Here is an 18,361-nt window from a genome sequence, read left to right as displayed (position 1 = left end):
GGATTATTATAAACTTGTTTAAAAACAGATGGATACATTGTTTGTCCGAAAAATAACGCGACATTTATCACTTTTTGACAAAGTTCGACTGGACAAAGTGCATCACAATTGTTGTACTGATACCCGACACAGCATTTGTGTCTATTTTTCATGTAAAGGTAATTTTGATGTCTAAGATTAAAGGTAACGTTAAGTGGTTTAATGAGTCCAAAGGATTCGGTTTCATTACTCCGGAAGATGGCAGCAAAGACGTGTTCGTACACTTCTCTGCAATCCAGACCAATGGTTTTAAAACTCTGGCTGAAGGTCAGCGCGTAGAGTTCGAAATCACTAACGGTGCCAAAGGCCCTTCTGCTGCAAACGTAATCGCTCTGTAAGCATACGACAGCAAGCATTCAAAACCCGCTTAATTGCGGGTTTTTTTTCGCCTAGTGTGCAGGAGAGGCAGAAACCAGCCAGAATGCCAGAGCTGTCATCGCAAATGAACCCAACAGGTTAACCAGCACATTCACCATTGCCCAACCAAAGCGTCCCTCTTGCAGCAAAAACACGACTTCTGCCGAGAAGGTTGAAAACGTCGTCAGTCCTCCGCAGAAACCGGTGGTAATGAGCACTTTCCACATTGGATCAATGTTTGTCATGCGGTTAAACCACGCCAGCCCCATGCCAATAATAAACGCGCCAATCAGATTTGCTGCCAGCGTACCGAATGGGATGGCCTGATGCAGCGGATTGAACCGCATGCTTAACATCCATCTTGCTACGCTTCCTGTACCGCCACCGATAAAAACTGCTAAAAGGAGTTGTAACACTGCATAATCCTGCTATTTGATTGTATATAGCGTGAGTGTAACGCTGAATAATCGTTGTTGGCGAGCTTAACCCATTTTTCTGGAGGGAATATGTTTGTTGCAGCAGGGCAATTTGCCGTGGGCCCCTCGTGGGAAAAAAATGCGGAAACGTGTGTCCAGTTGATGTCTCAGGCCGCAGGAGAAGGCGCATCTCTGTTGGTGCTGCCGGAAGCGCTGTTGGCCCGTGACGATCTCGACCCCGATCTATCGGTGAAGTCAGCCCAGCTACTGGAAGGCGGTTTTCTGACGCGGTTACAGCAAGAGAGTGCGCAAAATGAGATGACGACGATTCTGACGATTCATGTTCCCTCTGTACCTGGCCGGGCGTTGAACATGCTGGTTGCGTTACGGAGAGGTCGGGTTATCGCCCATTACGCAAAATTACATCTCTATGATGCCTTTTCGATTCAGGAGTCGCGGAATGTCGATGCAGGTGAGGCTGTAGCGCCATTGCTGGACGTAGACGGATTAAAGGTAGGGTTAATGACCTGCTATGACCTGCGCTTTCCTGAGCTGGCATTGGCGCTCGCGTTACAGGGGGCTGAAATCCTGGTCTTACCGGCGGCCTGGGTGCGAGGATCGCTCAAAGACCATCATTGGACAACGCTGTTGGCGGCAAGAGCTCTGGATGCAACCTGTTATGTGATTGCTGCGGGGGAGTGTGGTAACAAGAATATCGGTCAAAGCCGGGTTATCGATCCGTTTGGCGTGACGATTGCCGCTGCGGCGGAAACGCCTGCGCTGATAATGACGGAGGTTTCTGCTGAGCGGGTGAGGCAGGTCAGGGCGCAACTTCCTGTGTTACGTAACCGCCGCTTTGCGCCACCGCAATTATTATGACGTTTTTTTAAACAAGGCTTGATTCACCTTGTTACAGATTGCTATTGTGTGCGCGCGTCGAAAGGCCGTTAATATTCTCAGGTTAATATGGCGCTTTATGCAGCCTGGTTTAAGTTAAGAAGGTATCTATGGGTGAGATTAGTATTACCAAACTGCTGGTGGTTGCCGCACTGGTCGTTCTGCTGTTTGGTACCAAGAAGTTACGTACACTGGGTGGAGACCTGGGAACGGCAATTAAAGGCTTCAAGAAAGCGATGAACGATGATAATGCCGATGCTAAGAAAGATGCTGACGGTAGCGTTCAGACTGAGAAGCTTTCCCATAAAGAGTAATGTCAGGAGCACGATGCTCATACTGCATACTCTGCATGAAAAAAAACCGGCAATTGCCGGTTTTTTTATTGCTGAAATGTAAGTGAGTATTACACGATTACTTCACTTCCAGCCCTTTCGCCTGCATGTCCGCATGATAAGAAGAACGAACAAATGGGCCGCAGGCTGCATGGGTAAAGCCCATTGCCATGGCTTCAGCCTTCATCTCATCAAACTCGTCCGGGCTTACATAGCGCTGAACCGGCAGGTGGTGACGGCTTGGCTGTAAATACTGCCCCAGCGTCAGCATGGTCACGCCATGGCTGCGCAGGTCACGCATAACCTCAATGATTTCAGCATTGGTTTCACCCAGACCCACCATCAGACCGGATTTGGTTGGGATCTCAGGGTGCGCTTCCTTGAAACGTTCCAGAAGCTTCAGTGACCAGTTGTAATCAGCCCCAGGGCGTACGTTACGGTAAATACGCGGAACGTTCTCGAGGTTATGGTTAAACACGTCTGGCGGGGTGGCCGTGAGGATATCCAGCGCACGATCCATACGACCACGGAAGTCAGGTACCAGCGTTTCGATTTTAATCGACGGGCTTTTCTCACGGATTGCGGTGATACAATCCGCGAAATGCTGAGCGCCACCATCGCGTAGATCGTCGCGGTCAACGGAGGTAATGACAACATAGCGTAGCGCCATGTCCGCAATCGTCTGGGCCAGTTTTAACGGTTCGTTAGCATCAGGGGCAACCGGGCGACCGTGGGCAACGTCACAGAATGGACAGCGGCGAGTACAGATTGCGCCGAGGATCATAAAGGTTGCGGTCCCGTGGTTGAAACATTCTGCCAGGTTAGGGCAGGACGCTTCTTCGCAGACAGAGTGCAGGCCATTTTTGCGCATCGCTGCTTTGATACCCTGGATGCGAGTGGAGTCCGCTGGCAGTTTTATTTTCATCCATTCCGGCTTACGCAGCAGGGCTTCGCGCTCTGTTGCTACATTTTTTACCGGGATAAGAGCCATCTTATCGGCATCGCGGTATTTAACACCGCGTTCCATCACAATGGGTTTACTCATAGCTTGCGTGTTCCAGTTGCGAATTACGAAGGAAAGCGTTTCAATTCAAGGGAATGTTGCATTTATCAACTATTTTTGAATTAGTGATACGCAGTATATCATTGAAACGGGCCAGAAAGCAGCCTGACAGGCTGGCAAAATGTAAAATAGTTGTTGTTTTGTGCCATTTGCCACAACATATGCTGCGGCAAACGATAACCTGTTTTTCAGTCTGCGATGTACTCGTGGGGGGGATTGCCCAACAGCGCTAAAATGTTAGCCAGCAGACGAGGACGCACGCTCTCGGTCGTGGCTGCGCTATCCCACTGCGATACTTTCGCCATCTCCATTCCGGCGTAACCACAAGGATTGATACGCAGGAAAGGCGACAAATCCATATCCACGTTGAGCGCTAAGCCGTGAAACGAACATCCTCTACGAATACGTAATCCCAAAGAGCAGATTTTCTTCTCCCCAACGTATACGCCAGGCGCATCAGCGCGCGGATGGGCGTCAATACCTATCTCCGCAAGCGTATTCACCACGGTTTGTTCCAGCAGTGTTACCAGTTCACGCACGCCCAGTTTGCGGCGTTTGAGATTCAACAGAACATACATAACCTGCTGGCCGGGTCCGTGGTATGTCACCTGACCGCCCCGATCGCTCTGGATAACGGGAATATCACCGGGCATCAGTACGTGCTCTGCTTTACCGGCCTGACCCTGGGTAAAGACAGGATAATGCTCTACCAGCCAGATTTCATCATGACTATGTTCATCGCGGGTATCGGTGAATTCGTGCATGGCCAGAGAGACTGGCTCGTAGGGTTGAAGACCGAGCTGGCGGACAAGAATTTTATCCTGATACAAAACGGCATCTCCGTAGATACTCACATAGAGTAGAGAATGTTAAAGAGGGGGAAAGTATATCACAGGGGGGAGGGGTTACCCGAGCGGGGATGCAGCGGGTAACCGACAGGCTTTTACAGCACCATACGTACGATATCGATATTACCTAATTCTTCGTACAGTGTTTCAACTTGCTCAATGTGTGTCGCATTAATAGTGATAGAGACCGAGTGGTAATTGCCTTTGCTGCTCGGTTTTACCGTTGGGGAGTAATCACCTGGCGCATGGCGCTGTACCACTTCAACCACCTGATCAACCAGCTCAGGCAACGCCTGCCCCATTACTTTGTAAGTAAATGGAGTAGGGAATTCAAGCAGTTCGTTAAGTTTGGTTTTCATGTCAGCTCCGGCGTTACATCAAAAAATAATAACTCCCACGGCGCGTGGGAGTTATCTGGATACCTAGTATATGGGGACGTAAATCACACTTTCAAGTGTTCGATTTTTAGCCAAACCAGTGATGGAACATTAATTTAATGTAATCAATGATTTTTCCAAAGAAGTTGCCTTCCGGGATTTCCTGCAGAACCACCAACGGACGCTGTTCAATGGTTTTGCCATCAAGCTGGAAGTTGATGGTGCCGACAACCTGGTTTTTCTGCAGCGGTGCATGCAGTTCTGTGGTGTTCAGAACATAGCTGGCTTTCAGATCTTTCATGCGGCCGCGTGGAATAGTCAGGTACACGTCTTTATCGACACCTAATGACGCACGATCGGTATTACCAAACCAGGCCGGTTCTGAAGCAAACTCTTTGCCGACTTTCAACGGGTTCACGGTTTCAAAGAAACGGAAGCCCCAGGTCAGCAGTTTTTTACTTTCAGTTTCGCGGCCTTTATAGGTGCGACCACCCATCACGGCGGAGATCAGACGCATCTGGCCTTCGGTTGCGGATGCAACGAGGTTGTAGCCAGCTTTGTCAGTGTGGCCGGTTTTGATACCGTCAACATTCAGGCTGTTATCCCACAGCAGACCGTTACGGTTGAGCTGGCGGATACCGTTAAAGGTGAACTCTTTTTCTTTATAGATAGAGTATTCGTTGGGCACGTCGCGAATTAGCGCCTGACCAATCAGTGCCATGTCACGGGCCGAGCTGTACTGACCGTCAGCATCGAGACCATGAACGGTCTGGAAGTGGGTGTTTTTCAGGCCCAGCGCATTCACATAGCTGTTCATCAGACCGACGAAAGCATCCTGGCTTCCGGCTGCGAAGTCCGCCATTGCCACGCAAGCATCGTTCCCTGATTGCAGGTTAATACCACGGATCAATTGAGAAACAGGAACCTGCATGCCAGGTTTGAGGAACATCAGCGATGAACCTTTAAACACCGGGTTGCCCGTAGCCCAGGCGTCGTTGCCGACGGTGACCAGATCGGTTTCTTTGAATTTCCCGGCTTTCATCGCCTGGCCGATGACGTAGCTGGTCATCATTTTGGTCAGGCTGGCGGGGTCACGGCGAGAGTCCGCATTTTGTTCTGCGAGAACTTTGCCTGAATTGTAGTCAATCAGGATATACGACTCCGCATCGATCTGCGGAACACCCGGGATCATGGTTTTAATATTCAGGTCATCTGCATGGGCAGCAGAAAGAGAGGCTGCGCAGAGAGCCGCGGTGAGCGCCATGCGCTGCACGAAACGAGCGGAAAAAGTGGTCTTCATGGTCTGAACTACGACGTCCGTGGTGAAATTAAAAAAAGTGCCCTACTATAGCAAATGCATAACTGGCAGGCATCTGACTTTCCGCGTGACTTTGTTAATGTCATTTACAGAAATTGACAATTCAGATGCCTGGTTTACGTTATTACACGCCGGTGATGAAGGACTGTAATTGCGCCTCGGATTGCAGACGCTGCTGCAGTGTGGAGGCTTCAGCCTTGCTGGCGAATGGCCCCATCTGAATACGCCAAACGGCACCGTTTTGCACAACCCGGCCCGGAACGCCAAACTGCTGACTTAAACGCTTTTGATACTGCTGTGCACGCGCCTGCTCGCTTACCGCACCAACCTGAACGACGTAACGACCGTTGGCTGCAGCTGCCGGAGTGGCAACGGCGACGGCTGGTGCTGCTGCAACAGTCGGTGTTGTGGCTGGCGCAGTCACAGGGGCAGCCGGTTGTGGCGCTGGCGTCGGTTCGCTACCTTCAAGCACGCCGGAAGCGAGCGTAGTCGGCGCACCGAGGAATCCACCGCTGTTTACTGGTGCTCCGGTAGGGTCATCGCTTTTCAGCGTGGAATTGCTGATCGGGCGGATATCTCCTTGCGGCTGACCCGCATCCGGTGTAGCAGGCATGCTGCCACCGCCGCTTAAATCAGGGCGAGAGGGCAGGGCATAGGTTTGTTTGGCCACTGTCGTACAGGCCATACCTGGGCCGGACAGAGAACCATCCTGTGCGACAATGATAGGATCGATACGCACTTTCGTGTTGTTAGATGTGTTCAGACGATCGGCTGCTGCTCGCGACAGCGAAACGACGCGATCGTTGCCATATGGGCCACGATCGTTAATGCGTACGACGATCATTCGACCGTTTGCCAGGTTAGTAATTCTGGCATAGCTTGGAATGGGCAGCGTCGGGTGCGCAGCAGTCAGCTGCATCGGGTCGAACGCTTCACCTGATGCGGTCAAATTACTTCCTGGCTCCGCATCGTAAATGGCGGCCAGTCCAGCCTGGCTAAAGCGGGAGGGATCCTGGACTATCTTGTAGCTCTTACCGTCACGCTGATAGTCCTGATTCGCCGTTGGGTTCAGGGGTTCAAAACGCGGATCGGCTCCGCTGATTTCAACAATCGGACCATTACACACCGCAGGTTGCGGCGCGACGGCAGCCTGTTGCTGACCATCATCACTTGAACACGCCGCGAGCATTCCTGCTGCGATGCAGATTCCAATCCACTGCTTACGCATTGCGTACCCCTTACACGCTTTTTGACAACATTTTTCTATGGGTGTGGATCGACATGACAATCCCGAACCCGGCCATCAGCACGATCAGTGCAGAGCCTCCGTAACTGACCAGTGGGAGTGGAACCCCAACTACAGGCAGAATACCGCTCACCATACCAATATTTACGAAGACATAAACGAATAATATCAACATTAAACCACCGGCCATGACGCGACCAAAGGTCGTTTGTGCGTGGGCGGCGATCCACAATCCGCGCATAATCAGCAAAATGTACAGGGCAAGCAGGATTAAAATCCCTACCAGACCCAGCTCTTCCGCCAGTACTGCAAAGATAAAGTCAGTATGACGTTCGGGCAAAAACTCCAACTGCGACTGCGTACCATGCAACCAGCCTTTGCCGCGTAGCCCACCTGAACCAATAGCAATTTTAGACTGAATAATGTGATAGCCCGCGCCCAGCGGATCGGTTTCCGGGTCGAGAAGCATCATCACGCGTTGTCGCTGGTAATCATGCATCAGGAAGAACCACAGTATTGGAATAAATGCGGCCACCAGAACCACAGCAACGCCGATTAAACGCCAGCTCAAGCCGGAGAGGAACAAGACAAACAGGCCGGAAAGCGCAACCAGGATTGAGGTGCCGAGGTCAGGCTGCGCGGCAACCAGCAGCGTGGGCATAAAAATGAGCACCAGCGCTATAGCCGTATTCTTCAGCGAAGGTGGGCAGACATCGCGGTTGATAAAGCGCGCCACCATCAGTGGGACGGCTATCTTGGCGATTTCCGAGGGCTGAAAACGCACGATTCCCAAATCCAGCCAACGTTGTGCGCCTTTGGAAATGGCGCCGAAGGCATCGACAGCAACCAACAGGATGATACAGAAGATATAGAGGTACGGCGCCCAACCTTCATAGACTCTGGGAGGAATTTGCGCCATCACCACCATGATGACCAGCCCCATAGCGATCTGGCCGACCTTACGTTCCATCATGCCAATATCCTGGCCGCTGGCGCTCCAGATGACCAGCGAGCTGTAGACCAGCAGGGCCAGCAAGATAAGCAACATTGTGGGATCGATATGAATTTTGTCCCAGAATGTTTTTTTGTTCGGATTATCCGTCACGATTATTGGTCCTCACCTGCTGCAACCGCCGGGTTTTCAGCAGGCAGATTGGTGTTGTTGTCACCCAACATAATGTGGTCAAGGATCTGGCGCATGAGTGTACCTACAGCCGGACCGGCCCCACCGTTTTCGAGGATCATCGCGACAGCGACCTCGGGTTTGTCATAGGGCGCGAATGCAGTCATCAGTTTGTGGTCACGTAAACGTTCGGCGATCTTATGTGCGTTATAGGTTTCATTGGCTTTCAGGCCAAATACCTGCGCGGTACCGGATTTCGCCGCAATTTTGTAGGGTGCGCCAGCAAAATACTTGTGCGCAGTCCCATTAGGGCGATTCGCTACACCGTACATACCGTCTTTGGCGATTTCCCAGTAGCCAGAATGAATGTCACCGACAGGAGGCTCATGTGGCTGTACCCACGGCACTTGCTTGCCGTTTTCCGCTGTGCTCATCAGCAGATGAGGGACTTTCACCATGCCGTCGTTGATGAGGATCATCAGCGCTTTACTCATCTGGATAGGTGTTGCTGTCCAGTAGCCCTGACCGATACCGACAGGGATTGTATCACCCTGGTACCAGGGCTTTTTAAACCGTTTTTGCTTCCACTCGCGGGTTGGCATGTTACCCGCGCGCTCTTCAGCGAGATCGATGCCCGTATAATGGCCGTAACCAAACTTGCTCATCCACTCAGAAAGACGGTCAATCCCCATATCATAGGCGATTTGATAGAAAAACGTATCAGCGGACTCTTCCAGAGAACGGGTGATGTTCAGATGACCGTGACCCCATTTTTTCCAGTCACGGTAACGTTTCTCTGAACCGGGTAATTGCCACCAGCCCGGATCGAATAGCCCGGTATTGCGGGTAATAACGCCTGCGCTTAACGCAGAGACCGCCACATAAGGTTTAACCGTGGACGCCGGAGGGTAAACGCCTTGCGTGGCGCGGTTAACCAGTGGGGTATTGGGGTCATTGAGTAACCCGGAATAATCTTTGCTGGAGATGCCGTCCACGAACAGGTTCGGGTCATAGCTTGGCATAGAGACCAGTGCCAGGACACCGCCAGTACGCGGGTCTGTGACCACGACGGCGGCACGGCTACCCGCCAGCAGCGTTTCAATGTATTGCTGGAGTTTCAAATCAAGCGTCAGATAGATATCGTGCCCGGCCTGCGGCGCCACTTCTTTAAGCTGGCGAATAACGCGGCCGCGGTTATTGACTTCAACCTCTTCATAACCGGTTTGACCATGAAGTACGTCTTCGTAATAACGTTCAATACCCAGCTTACCGATGTCGTGCGTCGCCGCGTAGTTGGCCAGCTTGCCGTCTTTATCCAGGCGTTCAACGTCTTTATCGTTGATCTTCGATACGTAGCCGATCACGTGGGTCAGTGCAGAGCCGTAGGGGTAATAGCGGCGTTTATAGCCTTTAACTTCGACGCCAGGAAAACGATACTGATTCACGGCAAAGCGTGCGACCTGAACTTCAGTCAGGTTGGTTTTTACCGGAATAGAGGTGAAGCGGTGTGAACGGGCGCGCTCTTTTTTGAAGGCGGCAATGTCATCGTCCGTCAGATCGACGACGTTACGCAGCGCGTCGAGCGTATCCTGAATGTTGTCGACCTTTTCCGGCATCATTTCTATCTGATAAATGGTGCGGTTAAGGGCGAGGGGAATTCCGTTGCGGTCATAAATGATGCCGCGGCTGGGGGCGATAGGCACCAGTTTGATGCGGTTCTCGTTCGAACGGGTCTGATAATCAGTAAAGCGAACGATTTGCAGATTATAAAGATTGGCGATTAGCACGCCAGTGAGCAGCAAAATCCCCAAAAAAGCGACCAGCGCCCGGCGCACAAACAGCGCGGACTCAGCCGTATAGTCGCGAAAAGAATTCTGTAGTTTCATCCGCTGCTTAATCTACTCAAGAATCAATGATCACTCACGGTGATAAGGATGGTTGGTGGTAATGCTCCACGCCCTGTACAAACTCTCTGCGACCAGCACCCGGACAAGAGGGTGGGGAAGGGTTAATGCAGAGAGTGACCAGCTTTGCTCCGCTGCCGCTTTACAGGCGGGGGACAGTCCTTCCGGTCCGCCAATCAACAGACTGACGTCACGACCATCCAGTTTCCAGCGTTCCAGCTCGGTCGCCAGTTGTGGCGTGTCCCAGGGTTTTCCTGGGATATCAAGGGTGACGATGCGGTTTTTGCCTGCGGCGGCCAGCATCTGTTCACCCTCTTTGTCGAGAATGCGCTTAATGTCCGCGTTCTTGCCGCGTTTTCCTGCCGGGATTTCGATCAGCTCAAAGGGCATGTCTTTCGGAAACCGGCGCAGGTACTCCGTAAAACCGGTTTGCACCCAGTCAGGCATTTTCGTACCCACAGCGACAAGTTGCAGCTTCACGCATTAACTCCAGAGTTTTTCCAGTTCATACAGGCGACGGCTTTCTTCCTGCATCACGTGGACAATCACATCACCAAGATCGACGACGATCCAGTCAGCTACGTTTTCGCCTTCTACGCCAAGCGGCAGCAGACCGGCGGTGCGAGACTCCTGAACAACGTGATCGGCGATAGACATGACATGGCGGCTGGACGTGCCAGTGCAGATAATCATGCAATCGGTGATACTGGATTTGCCCTGAACATCTAAGGCGATGATGTCTTGACCTTTCAGGTCATCAATTTTGTCGATTACAAAATCCTGGAGTGCTTTACCCTGCAAGTGTTCCCCCTGGGTGAAAAAGAGTTAAAAACGTCTGTTAGTATACCTGAACCAGAGGCGATATCGGGACAAATGTCTCCGAAAGCGCTTTTGAGGTGCGCTATCATCCCACCCCACGCAACAGAATGCATCGCCATTTTTGTAAAACAATTTCTGCAAAGCTCTGAAAGGCGGGAAAAGTCAGGTTGCGGAGAATAGCAGCCTGTCATAGGGTGTCAATGGGAGAGAGGCCCTTCGGCAGAAAAAACAGTGCATTCACTCACCCTCGTGCCACACGGCGCGACTATTGAGAACTTTCAGAACTGCAAAGTCGTCACAAAAATCAATGGCACTCCAGCATCCCTGTTCGATGCGAAAGTGCCACATGGCGGCCGTGGGCATGGACAGCAGCCGGGCCACCAGTACGCTCAGCACGCCCTGATGACTTACCACCAACAGATTTTTACTGTCTTTGTATTCAGCAAGCTGAGCAATGAAACGTTCAACACGCTGTGAAAATGCCTGAAATCCTTCGCCATTAGTTGGGGTTGCGTTCTGCCAGTCGTTACACCATACGGCATAATTTTCAGCGTCTTCGCGCGCAAGATCGCGATGATGGCGCATTTCCCAGTCGCCAAAGAACATCTCATTAAGTTCAGGCATGACACACACAGGAACATCGCGTTCCGCCAGAATCAGTTGGGTTGTATGGCGGGCGCGTTCCAGCTCGCTGCACAGAACGTTGTCGAAAGGGACATTGCGTAGCAGCCCACTCAGTGATTGCGCCTGAACAATCCCCCGTTCCGTTAGCGGTGTGGGGGCATGACCGCTGTATAGCCCAGCGACATTGGCTTCGGTTTCTCCGTGACGTACTAACCAGAGTCTCATTTTTTCCTCTTGGGGCTATTCGCACAAAATATGATGCTTGCCCTGATTGCGCAGAGATTTTTTCAATAAAATACCCCTTTTTAACTGGAGCGGCACGATGTCTTTATTGAAGAGCGCGCACGGCGGTAATACCCGAGAAGCCGCCGCATTGTTGGGCATCCCGCCTGAGCAATTGCTGGATTTTAGCGCGAATATTAACCCGCTGGGTATGCCCGCAACCTTAAAATGCGCGCTTATCGACAATCTGGACAGGGCTGAATGCTACCCGGACGTTGACTACACCCAGTTGCATGCGGCGCTGGCGCAGCATCACCAGATACCTGTTTCGTGGATCCTCGCGGGGAATGGCGAAACAGAATCTATCTTCACCCTGGTTAATGGGCTCAAGCCGCGTCATGCGATGATTGTTGCCCCTGGATTTGCTGAATACCGCCGGGCGCTGGAATGGGGAGAATGTGCGATCCATGAATTTGCGCTGCGCGAGGAGGATGGCTGGCAGCTCACCGCCACGATCCTTGATGTGTTAACGCCAGAGCTGGACTGCCTTTTTCTCTGTACGCCCAACAACCCTACAGGGCTATTGCCCGATGGTCATCTGCTTGCTGCGATAGCAACGCGCTGCGCTGAATTGGGGATTACCTTGATTCTGGATGAAGCCTTTATCGATTTTATTGCCGGGGAGGAAGGTTTTATTCCGCGGCTACAAGAGAATCCGCACATTTGGGTTCTTCGCTCGCTGACCAAGTTCTATGCGATACCGGGGTTGCGACTGGGTTATCTGGTCAATAGCGATGAACAGGCCGTGGCACGGATGCGCAGCCGACAAATGCCGTGGTCAATTAACGCATTTGCCGCGCTGGCGGGAGAGCTGATTCTTAGCGATAGCGCCTACCAGCAGGCGACGTGGCAATGGCTGGCACAGGAAGGACAGCGATTTGATCAACAATTGCAAACACTGCCCGGCCTGACAGTCTATCCCGGTCGGGCTAACTATCGGCTGTTACGCTGCGATCGACTGGATATCGATTTGCAAAAATCACTGCTGGAACAACATGTTTTGATCCGCAGTTGTGCCAATTACCCTGGCCTGGACGCGCGTTATTACCGGGTTGCTGTTCGCAGTAAGGACGAAAATAACCGCCTGTTGGCGGCATTAAACAACACGCTTAGCGGTACAAACCCTGCTGGTTGATATAGTCGAGCACGGCGCGTGGCAGTAAGTCGTCGCACGGCTCGCCTTTTTCCAGGCGTTCGCGGATAAGCGTGGCGGAGATATTGAACCACGGCGTTTCGGCAAGGTAAATCTTACCTGCCGGCAGGTTATGCAGATCATCTGCCGTATGGGTCAGATGATTTTCCAGCCACTGCTGGTGCTGTTCCTGTGCCATTTCGAGCGGGTAACCCGGACGTCGACACACGATAAGATGGGTGTTGTCCAGAATCGTGTCGTAGTCATGCCAGGAAGGAAAGGTCAGCAGTGAATCCTGACCAATAATGAATGCCAGCGGTGCATCCGGGCCTTGTTCCACACGCCACTCTTGCAGCGTTTGCGCGGTGTACGAGGCGGTATCGCGTTTTAGCTCGCGTTCATCCAGTGAAAACAAAGGTTTGTCGGCAATGGCCAGCTCAAGCATATGTTTACGCTGAGCGCTGGAGGCTTCCGGTTGTGCACGATGTGGTGGCACGTTATTGGGCATGACAATGACCCGAGAGAGGCCAATCAGATTAGCCAGAATTTCAACGGGTTTCAGATGACCATAATGCACCGGATCAAAGGTGCCGCCGAACAGAGCCTGCAATGATTTCATATCAACCATCAATAAAAACATCTGCCAGTGATTTATGGCAAAGCAACAGGGAAAGTCCCTCAAGCTCTGCCCACACTGACTGACCATAGTCTTGTTTAAGCATAATTTCCGTACGTGTTAACAGCGTGACCGCCTGACGTAACTGCGTGGGAGTCAGTCGGTTTAACGCTTCTCCCATCATGCCACGGCGATTTTGCCATACCCGATGTTTGTCAAACAATGCCCGTAATGGGGTATGGGCCGACTGCCGTTTCAGGTTCACCAGCAGTAATAATTCCCGCTGCAGAGTACGTAACAAAATAACGGGTTCACTGCCTTCAAGACGGAGCTGTTGCAGAATATGCAGCGCGCGTTTGCTTTTGCCCATCAGCAGCGCGTCCACCCAGTGAAACGGGGTAAAGTGCGCGGCATCGTTAACGGCTTGCTCCACACGAGGCAATGTTAATTTACCGTCAGGCCAAAGTAGCGACAACCGCTCCAGCGCCTGCGCTAACGCTAGCAGATTGCCTTCGTAGCAATAGCATAAGAGCTGGTTGGCGGCGTCATCCAACTGCAGATTATGATGTTTCGCCCTTGCGGCTACCCAACGCGGAAGCTGTGCCTGTTCAGGTGTCTGGCAACTGACCAGTACCGCGTTATTCGCCAGTCCGGTATACCATGCGGCGTTTTCCTGGGCTTTGGTCAGCTTGTTACCACGAACAATAAGCAGCAGATCGTCATGTAGCAGTGTGACGAGCGAGGCAAGTTGTTCGTTAATGGCGGCATTGGGGCCATTTTCTGGCAGCTGCAGGAGTAACGTTTGACGGCTGGCAAACAGGCTCATCGCCTGGCAGAGTGAAAAAATTTCCCCCCAGTCGGTGCTGTTGTCCAGGGTGAAAGCGTGGTGTTCTTCGAACCCTTGCGTTGCGGCAGCCTGGCGGATGGCATCCTGGCTTTCCTGCAATAAGAGGGGATCGTTACCTAAGAGTAAATACGCCGCGCGCAGCCCTTCATTGAGCTGTGCGCGGAGTTGTTCAGGGTACAACTTGAGCATCAGTTACCCAGCGTGGTGGAAACACGCGCCGGAGAGGAGGACGCTGGCGCTGCAGTTTTCACTGCAGGCTCGACGTCATCGCCGGATGACTGAACATCAGCAATATGTACGCTTGGCAGTTTACGAATCAACTGCTCGGCCGCCTTGTCGTACATCTCTTTAACGATCATCTCCTGCTCGTTATCCTTCGCCAGTGCCGCTTGCGGGTTGTCGAAGAATGAACGATAGACTTTAGCGCTGATCGGGTAAATATCATGGCCCGGGATCAGGACTGAAGCACTCACGGACATCACCATCTGGTATTCAGCGGTTTGACCGTTCTGGAACACGGAGGCGGTATCCTGCGAAATGCTGACCGCGCCAAGGCGTAAGGACGGAACGTCTTTGCGCGTTGAGCTGTCTTCCAGCAGTGTAACGCCATTCAAACGCAACTGATTACGCACCGCCCGGCTTAACGGGCCGTTCGGATCACCCGTGACCAGAATCATGGTTTTCATCGTGGGGGGAACCTGCGTAGTACTACGCAGATGCCAGCCACACCCGGCGGTGACCAGCACCGCCAGAGATAACAACAATGTTGTCAGAAATCGCACGCTTCCTCCCGCGCTTAGCCAACGACCAGATTGAGGAGTTTACCCGGTACATAAATCACTTTACGTACGGTAACGCCATCAAGATATTTTGCCACCAGAGGCTCCTGGCCAGCACGTTCACGAACCTGCTCTTCAGTGGCGTTTACCGGAACGGTGATTTTGCCACGTACTTTGCCGTTTACCTGAACCACAACCAGCGTTGAGTCTTCAACCATTGCGGCGTCATCAGCTACCGGCCACGGCGCATTGTCGATATCGCCTTCGCCTTTCAGCGCCTGCCACAGGGTGAAGCAAACGTGTGGGGTGAACGGGTTGAGCATGCGTACAACGGCCAGCAGCGCTTCCTGCATCAGGGCACGGTCCTGCTCGTCTTCCTGCGGTGCTTTCGCCAGCTTGTTCATCAGTTCCATAATCGCCGCAATTGCGGTGTTAAAGGTCTGACGGCGACCGATATCATCAGTCACTTTAGCAATGGTTTTGTGCACGTCGCGACGCAGCGCTTTTTGATCTTCCGTCAGTGCAGCAACGTTCAGCGCCGGAGCATCACCCTGTGAAGTGTGCTCATAAACCAGTTTCCAGACACGCTTCAGGAAGCGGTTTGCCCCTTCTACGCCGGATTCCTGCCATTCCAGTGTCATATCAGCCGGAGAGGCGAACATCATGAACAGACGCACGGTGTCCGCGCCGTAACGTTCAACCATGACCTGCGGGTCGATACCGTTATTTTTCGACTTGGACATTTTGCTCATGCCGGTATACACCAGTTCATGGCCTTCAGCATCCTTCGCCTTAACGATACGACCTTTTTCGTCGCGCTCAACGATGGCGTCAACCGGAGAAACCCAGTTGCGTTCGCCGTTTGCGCCAACGTAGTAGAACGCATCGGCCAGCACCATTCCCTGACACAGCAGCTGTTTAGCCGGTTCGTCAGAGTTGACCATGCCCGCGTCGCGCATCAGTTTGTGGAAGAAGCGGAAGTAGAGCAGGTGCATGATGGCGTGTTCAATACCGCCAATGTAGATATCAACCGGCAGCCAGTAGTTTGCCGCTTCTGGGTCCAGCATGCCTTCGTTGTACTGCGGGCAGGTGTAGCGCGCGTAGTACCAGGAGGACTCCATAAAGGTATCGAAGGTGTCGGTTTCACGCAGGGCAGGCATACCGTTAACGGTGGTTTTCGCCCACTCCGGATCGGCTTTGATCGGGCTGGTGATACCGTCCATGACGACATCTTCTGGCAGAATTACCGGCAGTTGATCTTCTGGTGTCGGCAGTACGGTACCGTCTTCCAGCGTCACCATCGGAATTGGCGCGCCCCAGTAACGCTGACGGGAAACACCCCAGTCGCGCAGACGGTAGTTAACTTTACGCTCACCGACACCCAGAGCGACCAGCTTGTCGGCAATGGCGTTGAACGCGTCTTCGAAGGCCAGGCCGTCAAACTCACCGGAGTTAAACAGCACGCCTTTTTCGGTCAGTGCCTGCTCGGACAAATCCGGCTCTGCGCCTTCAGAAGTCAGAATTACCGGCTTGATGGACAGGCCATACTTGGTGGCAAATTCGTAGTCGCGCTGATCGTGACCCGGAACGGCCATCACCGCACCGGTGCCGTATTCCATCAGGACGAAGTTTGCCGCCCAAACCGGGATTTCTTCGCCAGTCAGCGGATGAACCGCTTTAAAGCCGGTATCGACGCCTTTTTTCTCCATGGTCGCCATTTCGGCTTCAGCAACCTTGGTGTTACGGCATTCGTCAATGAAGGCAGCCAGTTCCGGGTTATTTGCCGCCGCTTTTTGCGCCAGCGGGTGACCTGCGGCAACGGCCAGGTAGGTCGCACCCATAAAGGTATCCGGACGGGTGGTGTAGACGGTCAGCGTGTTGTCGTAACCGTTCACGTTGAAGGTGATTTCTACACCTTCAGAACGGCCAATCCAGTTACGCTGCATGGTTTTAACAGTATCAGGCCAGTGATCCAGGTTATCCAGATCACGCAGCAGTTCGTCAGCGTAAGCGGTGATTTTGATGAACCACTGTGGGATCTCTTTACGCTCAACTTTGGTATCGCAGCGCCAGCAGCAGCCGTCAATAACCTGTTCGTTCGCCAGTACGGTCTGGTCGTTAGGGCACCAGTTCACCGCAGAGGTTTTCTTGTATACCAGACCTTTTTTGTACAGTTCGGTGAAGAACTTCTGTTCCCAGCGGTAATATTCCGGGGTGCAGGTCGCCAGCTCACGGCTCCAGTCGTAACCAAAGCCCAGCATTTTGAGCTGGTTTTTCATGTACGCGATGTTGTCGTACGTCCACGGTGCTGGCGCGGTATTGTTTTTTACCGCCGCACCTTCCGCAGGCAGGCCGAACGCATCCCAGCCAATGGGCTGCAGTACGTTTTTGCCCAGCATGCGCTGGTAGCGGGCGATCACGTCACCGATGGTGTAGTTACGTACGTGGCCCATGTGTAGTCGACCAGAAGGATAGGGAAGCATAGACAGGCAGTAATACTTCTCTTTGCTCTCGTCTTCGGTAACTTCAAATGTGCGCTTCTCATCCCAGTGAAGCTGTACTTTGGATTCTATCTCTTCCGGGCGGTATTGCTCTTGCATGGCAGCCAGTGGTCCTGTTTTCAATACAGCTACAAACGTAGCTCTAGATGTGGTGTTTCAGATCCGCATAGCATAGCCCAAACGCCCGCGTCAAAACAGCCTTTCGCGCATTCAGCGTTGAATTCCCGCAAGGATAATTCTTGCACGAATTTACACACTCTGTGGACAGTCTTGCAAAGCGTAGCGTAAATAACGTCTATTATTATAGACAGTTAACGACCCAGGAGGCGAAGCGATGAACAAGGTTGCTCAATATTACCGTGAACTGGTGACGTCACTCAGCGAACGTCTGCGTAACGGCGAACGCGATATCGATGCGTTGGTGGAGCAGGCGCGTCAGCGAGTTATGCAGACCGGGGAGTTAACCCGAACCGAGGTGGAGGAACTCACAAGGGCCGTCAGACGCGACCTGGAAGAGTTTGCACTCAGTTATGAAGAGAGTCTCGATGAGGAGACAGACAGCGTCTTTATGCGAGTCATCAAGGAGAGTATCTGGCAGGAACTGGCCGATATTACCGATAAAACGCAGCTTGAATGGCGCGAAGTGTTCCAGGATCTCAGTCATCATGGGGTTTATCACAGCGGCGAGGTGGTTGGGTTGGGGAATCTGGTCTGCGAGAAGTGTCACTTCCATTTAGCGGTGTACACTCCGGATGTGCTGCCGCTGTGTCCGAAATGCGGACACGATCAGTTCCAAAGACGGCCATTTGAGCCGTAATCGCTTATTGCCGGATGGCGACGC

20 protein-coding genes are annotated in these 18,361 nt (G+C 52.5%); 5 read left to right on the top strand and 15 right to left on the bottom strand.

What is annotated here, in order from left to right; all coding sequences use genetic code 11:
• Nucleotides 1–167: 167 nt before the first annotated feature.
• Nucleotides 168–377, top strand: a complete 210-nt coding sequence (gene cspE, locus HV041_RS14000) for a transcription antiterminator/RNA stability regulator CspE (protein ID WP_000034825.1) — start codon at nt 168–170, stop codon at nt 375–377.
• Between the two features lie 51 nt (nt 378–428).
• Here cspE and crcB read toward each other — a convergent pair whose 3' ends face one another.
• Complete coding sequence (gene crcB, locus HV041_RS13995) at nt 429–812, bottom strand: fluoride efflux transporter CrcB (RefSeq protein ID WP_043015566.1); 384 nt, start codon at nt 810–812, stop codon at nt 429–431.
• A 90-nt stretch (nt 813–902) separates the two neighbouring features.
• Between crcB and HV041_RS13990 the strand changes: the two genes are divergently transcribed.
• On the top strand, nt 903–1,691 hold the full coding sequence (locus HV041_RS13990; RefSeq protein ID WP_048212303.1) for a deaminated glutathione amidase: 789 nt from the start codon (nt 903–905) through the stop codon (nt 1,689–1,691).
• A 128-nt stretch (nt 1,692–1,819) separates the two neighbouring features.
• The gene (tatE, locus tag HV041_RS13985; RefSeq protein WP_048212302.1) at nt 1,820–2,023 is read left to right on the top strand and encodes a twin-arginine translocase subunit TatE; all 204 of its coding nucleotides are present in this window, start codon (nt 1,820–1,822) and stop codon (nt 2,021–2,023) included.
• A 97-nt stretch (nt 2,024–2,120) separates the two neighbouring features.
• Here the strand turns inward: tatE and lipA are convergent, their stop codons facing one another.
• From lipA to HV041_RS13935, 10 genes are all read right to left on the bottom strand, one after another.
• Entirely contained in the window at nt 2,121–3,086 is a 966-nt protein-coding gene (lipA, locus tag HV041_RS13980; protein ID WP_003022702.1) for a lipoyl synthase, read from the bottom strand.
• Between the two features lie 206 nt (nt 3,087–3,292).
• Nucleotides 3,293–3,934 carry a lipoyl(octanoyl) transferase LipB gene (gene lipB, locus HV041_RS13975; protein WP_048212301.1) on the bottom strand — a complete coding sequence of 214 codons (642 nt, stop codon included), beginning with the start codon at nt 3,932–3,934 and terminating at the stop codon, nt 3,293–3,295.
• Nucleotides 3,935–4,047: 113 nt separating this feature from the next.
• Complete coding sequence (ybeD, locus tag HV041_RS13970; RefSeq protein ID WP_000850547.1) at nt 4,048–4,311, bottom strand: DUF493 family protein YbeD; 264 nt, start codon at nt 4,309–4,311, stop codon at nt 4,048–4,050.
• A 106-nt stretch (nt 4,312–4,417) separates the two neighbouring features.
• Nucleotides 4,418–5,629, bottom strand: coding sequence for a D-alanyl-D-alanine carboxypeptidase DacA (gene dacA / locus HV041_RS13965; RefSeq protein WP_048212300.1), 1,212 nt, complete (start codon nt 5,627–5,629; stop codon nt 4,418–4,420).
• Nucleotides 5,630–5,771: 142 nt separating this feature from the next.
• Nucleotides 5,772–6,875, bottom strand: coding sequence for an endolytic peptidoglycan transglycosylase RlpA (gene rlpA / locus HV041_RS13960; RefSeq protein ID WP_061067511.1), 1,104 nt, complete (start codon nt 6,873–6,875; stop codon nt 5,772–5,774).
• A 10-nt stretch (nt 6,876–6,885) separates the two neighbouring features.
• Entirely contained in the window at nt 6,886–7,998 is a 1,113-nt protein-coding gene (mrdB, locus tag HV041_RS13955) for a peptidoglycan glycosyltransferase MrdB (protein WP_003022718.1), read from the bottom strand.
• Between the two features lie 2 nt (nt 7,999–8,000).
• Nucleotides 8,001–9,902: a peptidoglycan DD-transpeptidase MrdA gene (mrdA, locus tag HV041_RS13950; RefSeq protein WP_048212298.1), complete on the bottom strand. Its 1,902-nt coding sequence runs from the start codon at nt 9,900–9,902 to the stop codon at nt 8,001–8,003.
• A gap of 30 nt (nt 9,903–9,932) precedes the next feature.
• Nucleotides 9,933–10,400, bottom strand: a complete 468-nt coding sequence (rlmH, locus tag HV041_RS13945) for a 23S rRNA (pseudouridine(1915)-N(3))-methyltransferase RlmH (protein WP_003022725.1) — start codon at nt 10,398–10,400, stop codon at nt 9,933–9,935.
• A gap of 3 nt (nt 10,401–10,403) precedes the next feature.
• The gene (rsfS, locus tag HV041_RS13940; protein ID WP_003022728.1) at nt 10,404–10,721 is read right to left on the bottom strand and encodes a ribosome silencing factor; all 318 of its coding nucleotides are present in this window, start codon (nt 10,719–10,721) and stop codon (nt 10,404–10,406) included.
• A 255-nt stretch (nt 10,722–10,976) separates the two neighbouring features.
• On the bottom strand, nt 10,977–11,588 hold the full coding sequence (locus HV041_RS13935; protein ID WP_165712213.1) for an adenosylcobalamin/alpha-ribazole phosphatase: 612 nt from the start codon (nt 11,586–11,588) through the stop codon (nt 10,977–10,979).
• A gap of 97 nt (nt 11,589–11,685) precedes the next feature.
• Between HV041_RS13935 and cobD the strand changes: the two genes are divergently transcribed.
• Nucleotides 11,686–12,780, top strand: coding sequence for a threonine-phosphate decarboxylase CobD (gene cobD / locus HV041_RS13930; protein ID WP_121584356.1), 1,095 nt, complete (start codon nt 11,686–11,688; stop codon nt 12,778–12,780).
• Here the strand turns inward: cobD and nadD are convergent.
• The 4 genes from nadD to leuS are packed head-to-tail and all read right to left on the bottom strand — an operon-like array spanning nt 12,755 to nt 17,619.
• Complete coding sequence (gene nadD, locus HV041_RS13925) at nt 12,755–13,396, bottom strand: nicotinate-nucleotide adenylyltransferase (RefSeq protein ID WP_086523834.1); 642 nt, start codon at nt 13,394–13,396, stop codon at nt 12,755–12,757. The genes cobD and nadD overlap by 26 nt on opposite strands.
• A gap of 1 nt (nt 13,397) precedes the next feature.
• Nucleotides 13,398–14,429 carry a DNA polymerase III subunit delta gene (gene holA / locus HV041_RS13920; protein ID WP_121584357.1) on the bottom strand — a complete coding sequence of 344 codons (1,032 nt, stop codon included), beginning with the start codon at nt 14,427–14,429 and terminating at the stop codon, nt 13,398–13,400.
• Nucleotides 14,429–15,022 (bottom strand): LPS assembly lipoprotein LptE, encoded by a 594-nt coding sequence (lptE, locus tag HV041_RS13915; RefSeq protein ID WP_048212293.1) that lies wholly within the window; start codon nt 15,020–15,022, stop codon nt 14,429–14,431. Before lptE ends, holA begins: the two co-directional genes overlap by 1 nt.
• 14 nt (nt 15,023–15,036) lie before the next feature.
• A complete protein-coding gene (leuS, locus tag HV041_RS13910; protein ID WP_086523620.1) occupies nt 15,037–17,619 on the bottom strand; it encodes a leucine--tRNA ligase in 2,583 nt (860 codons plus the stop codon).
• Between the two features lie 235 nt (nt 17,620–17,854).
• Between leuS and HV041_RS13905 the strand changes: the two genes are divergently transcribed.
• Complete coding sequence (locus tag HV041_RS13905) at nt 17,855–18,337, top strand: zinc ribbon-containing protein (protein ID WP_005121423.1); 483 nt, start codon at nt 17,855–17,857, stop codon at nt 18,335–18,337.
• Nucleotides 18,338–18,361: the final 24 nt, after the last annotated feature.

The organism is Citrobacter sp. RHBSTW-00029 (assembly GCF_014104295.1).
Classification (GTDB): domain Bacteria; phylum Pseudomonadota; class Gammaproteobacteria; order Enterobacterales; family Enterobacteriaceae; genus Citrobacter; species Citrobacter youngae.
This window is presented reverse-complemented; position numbering and strand designations above follow the sequence as displayed.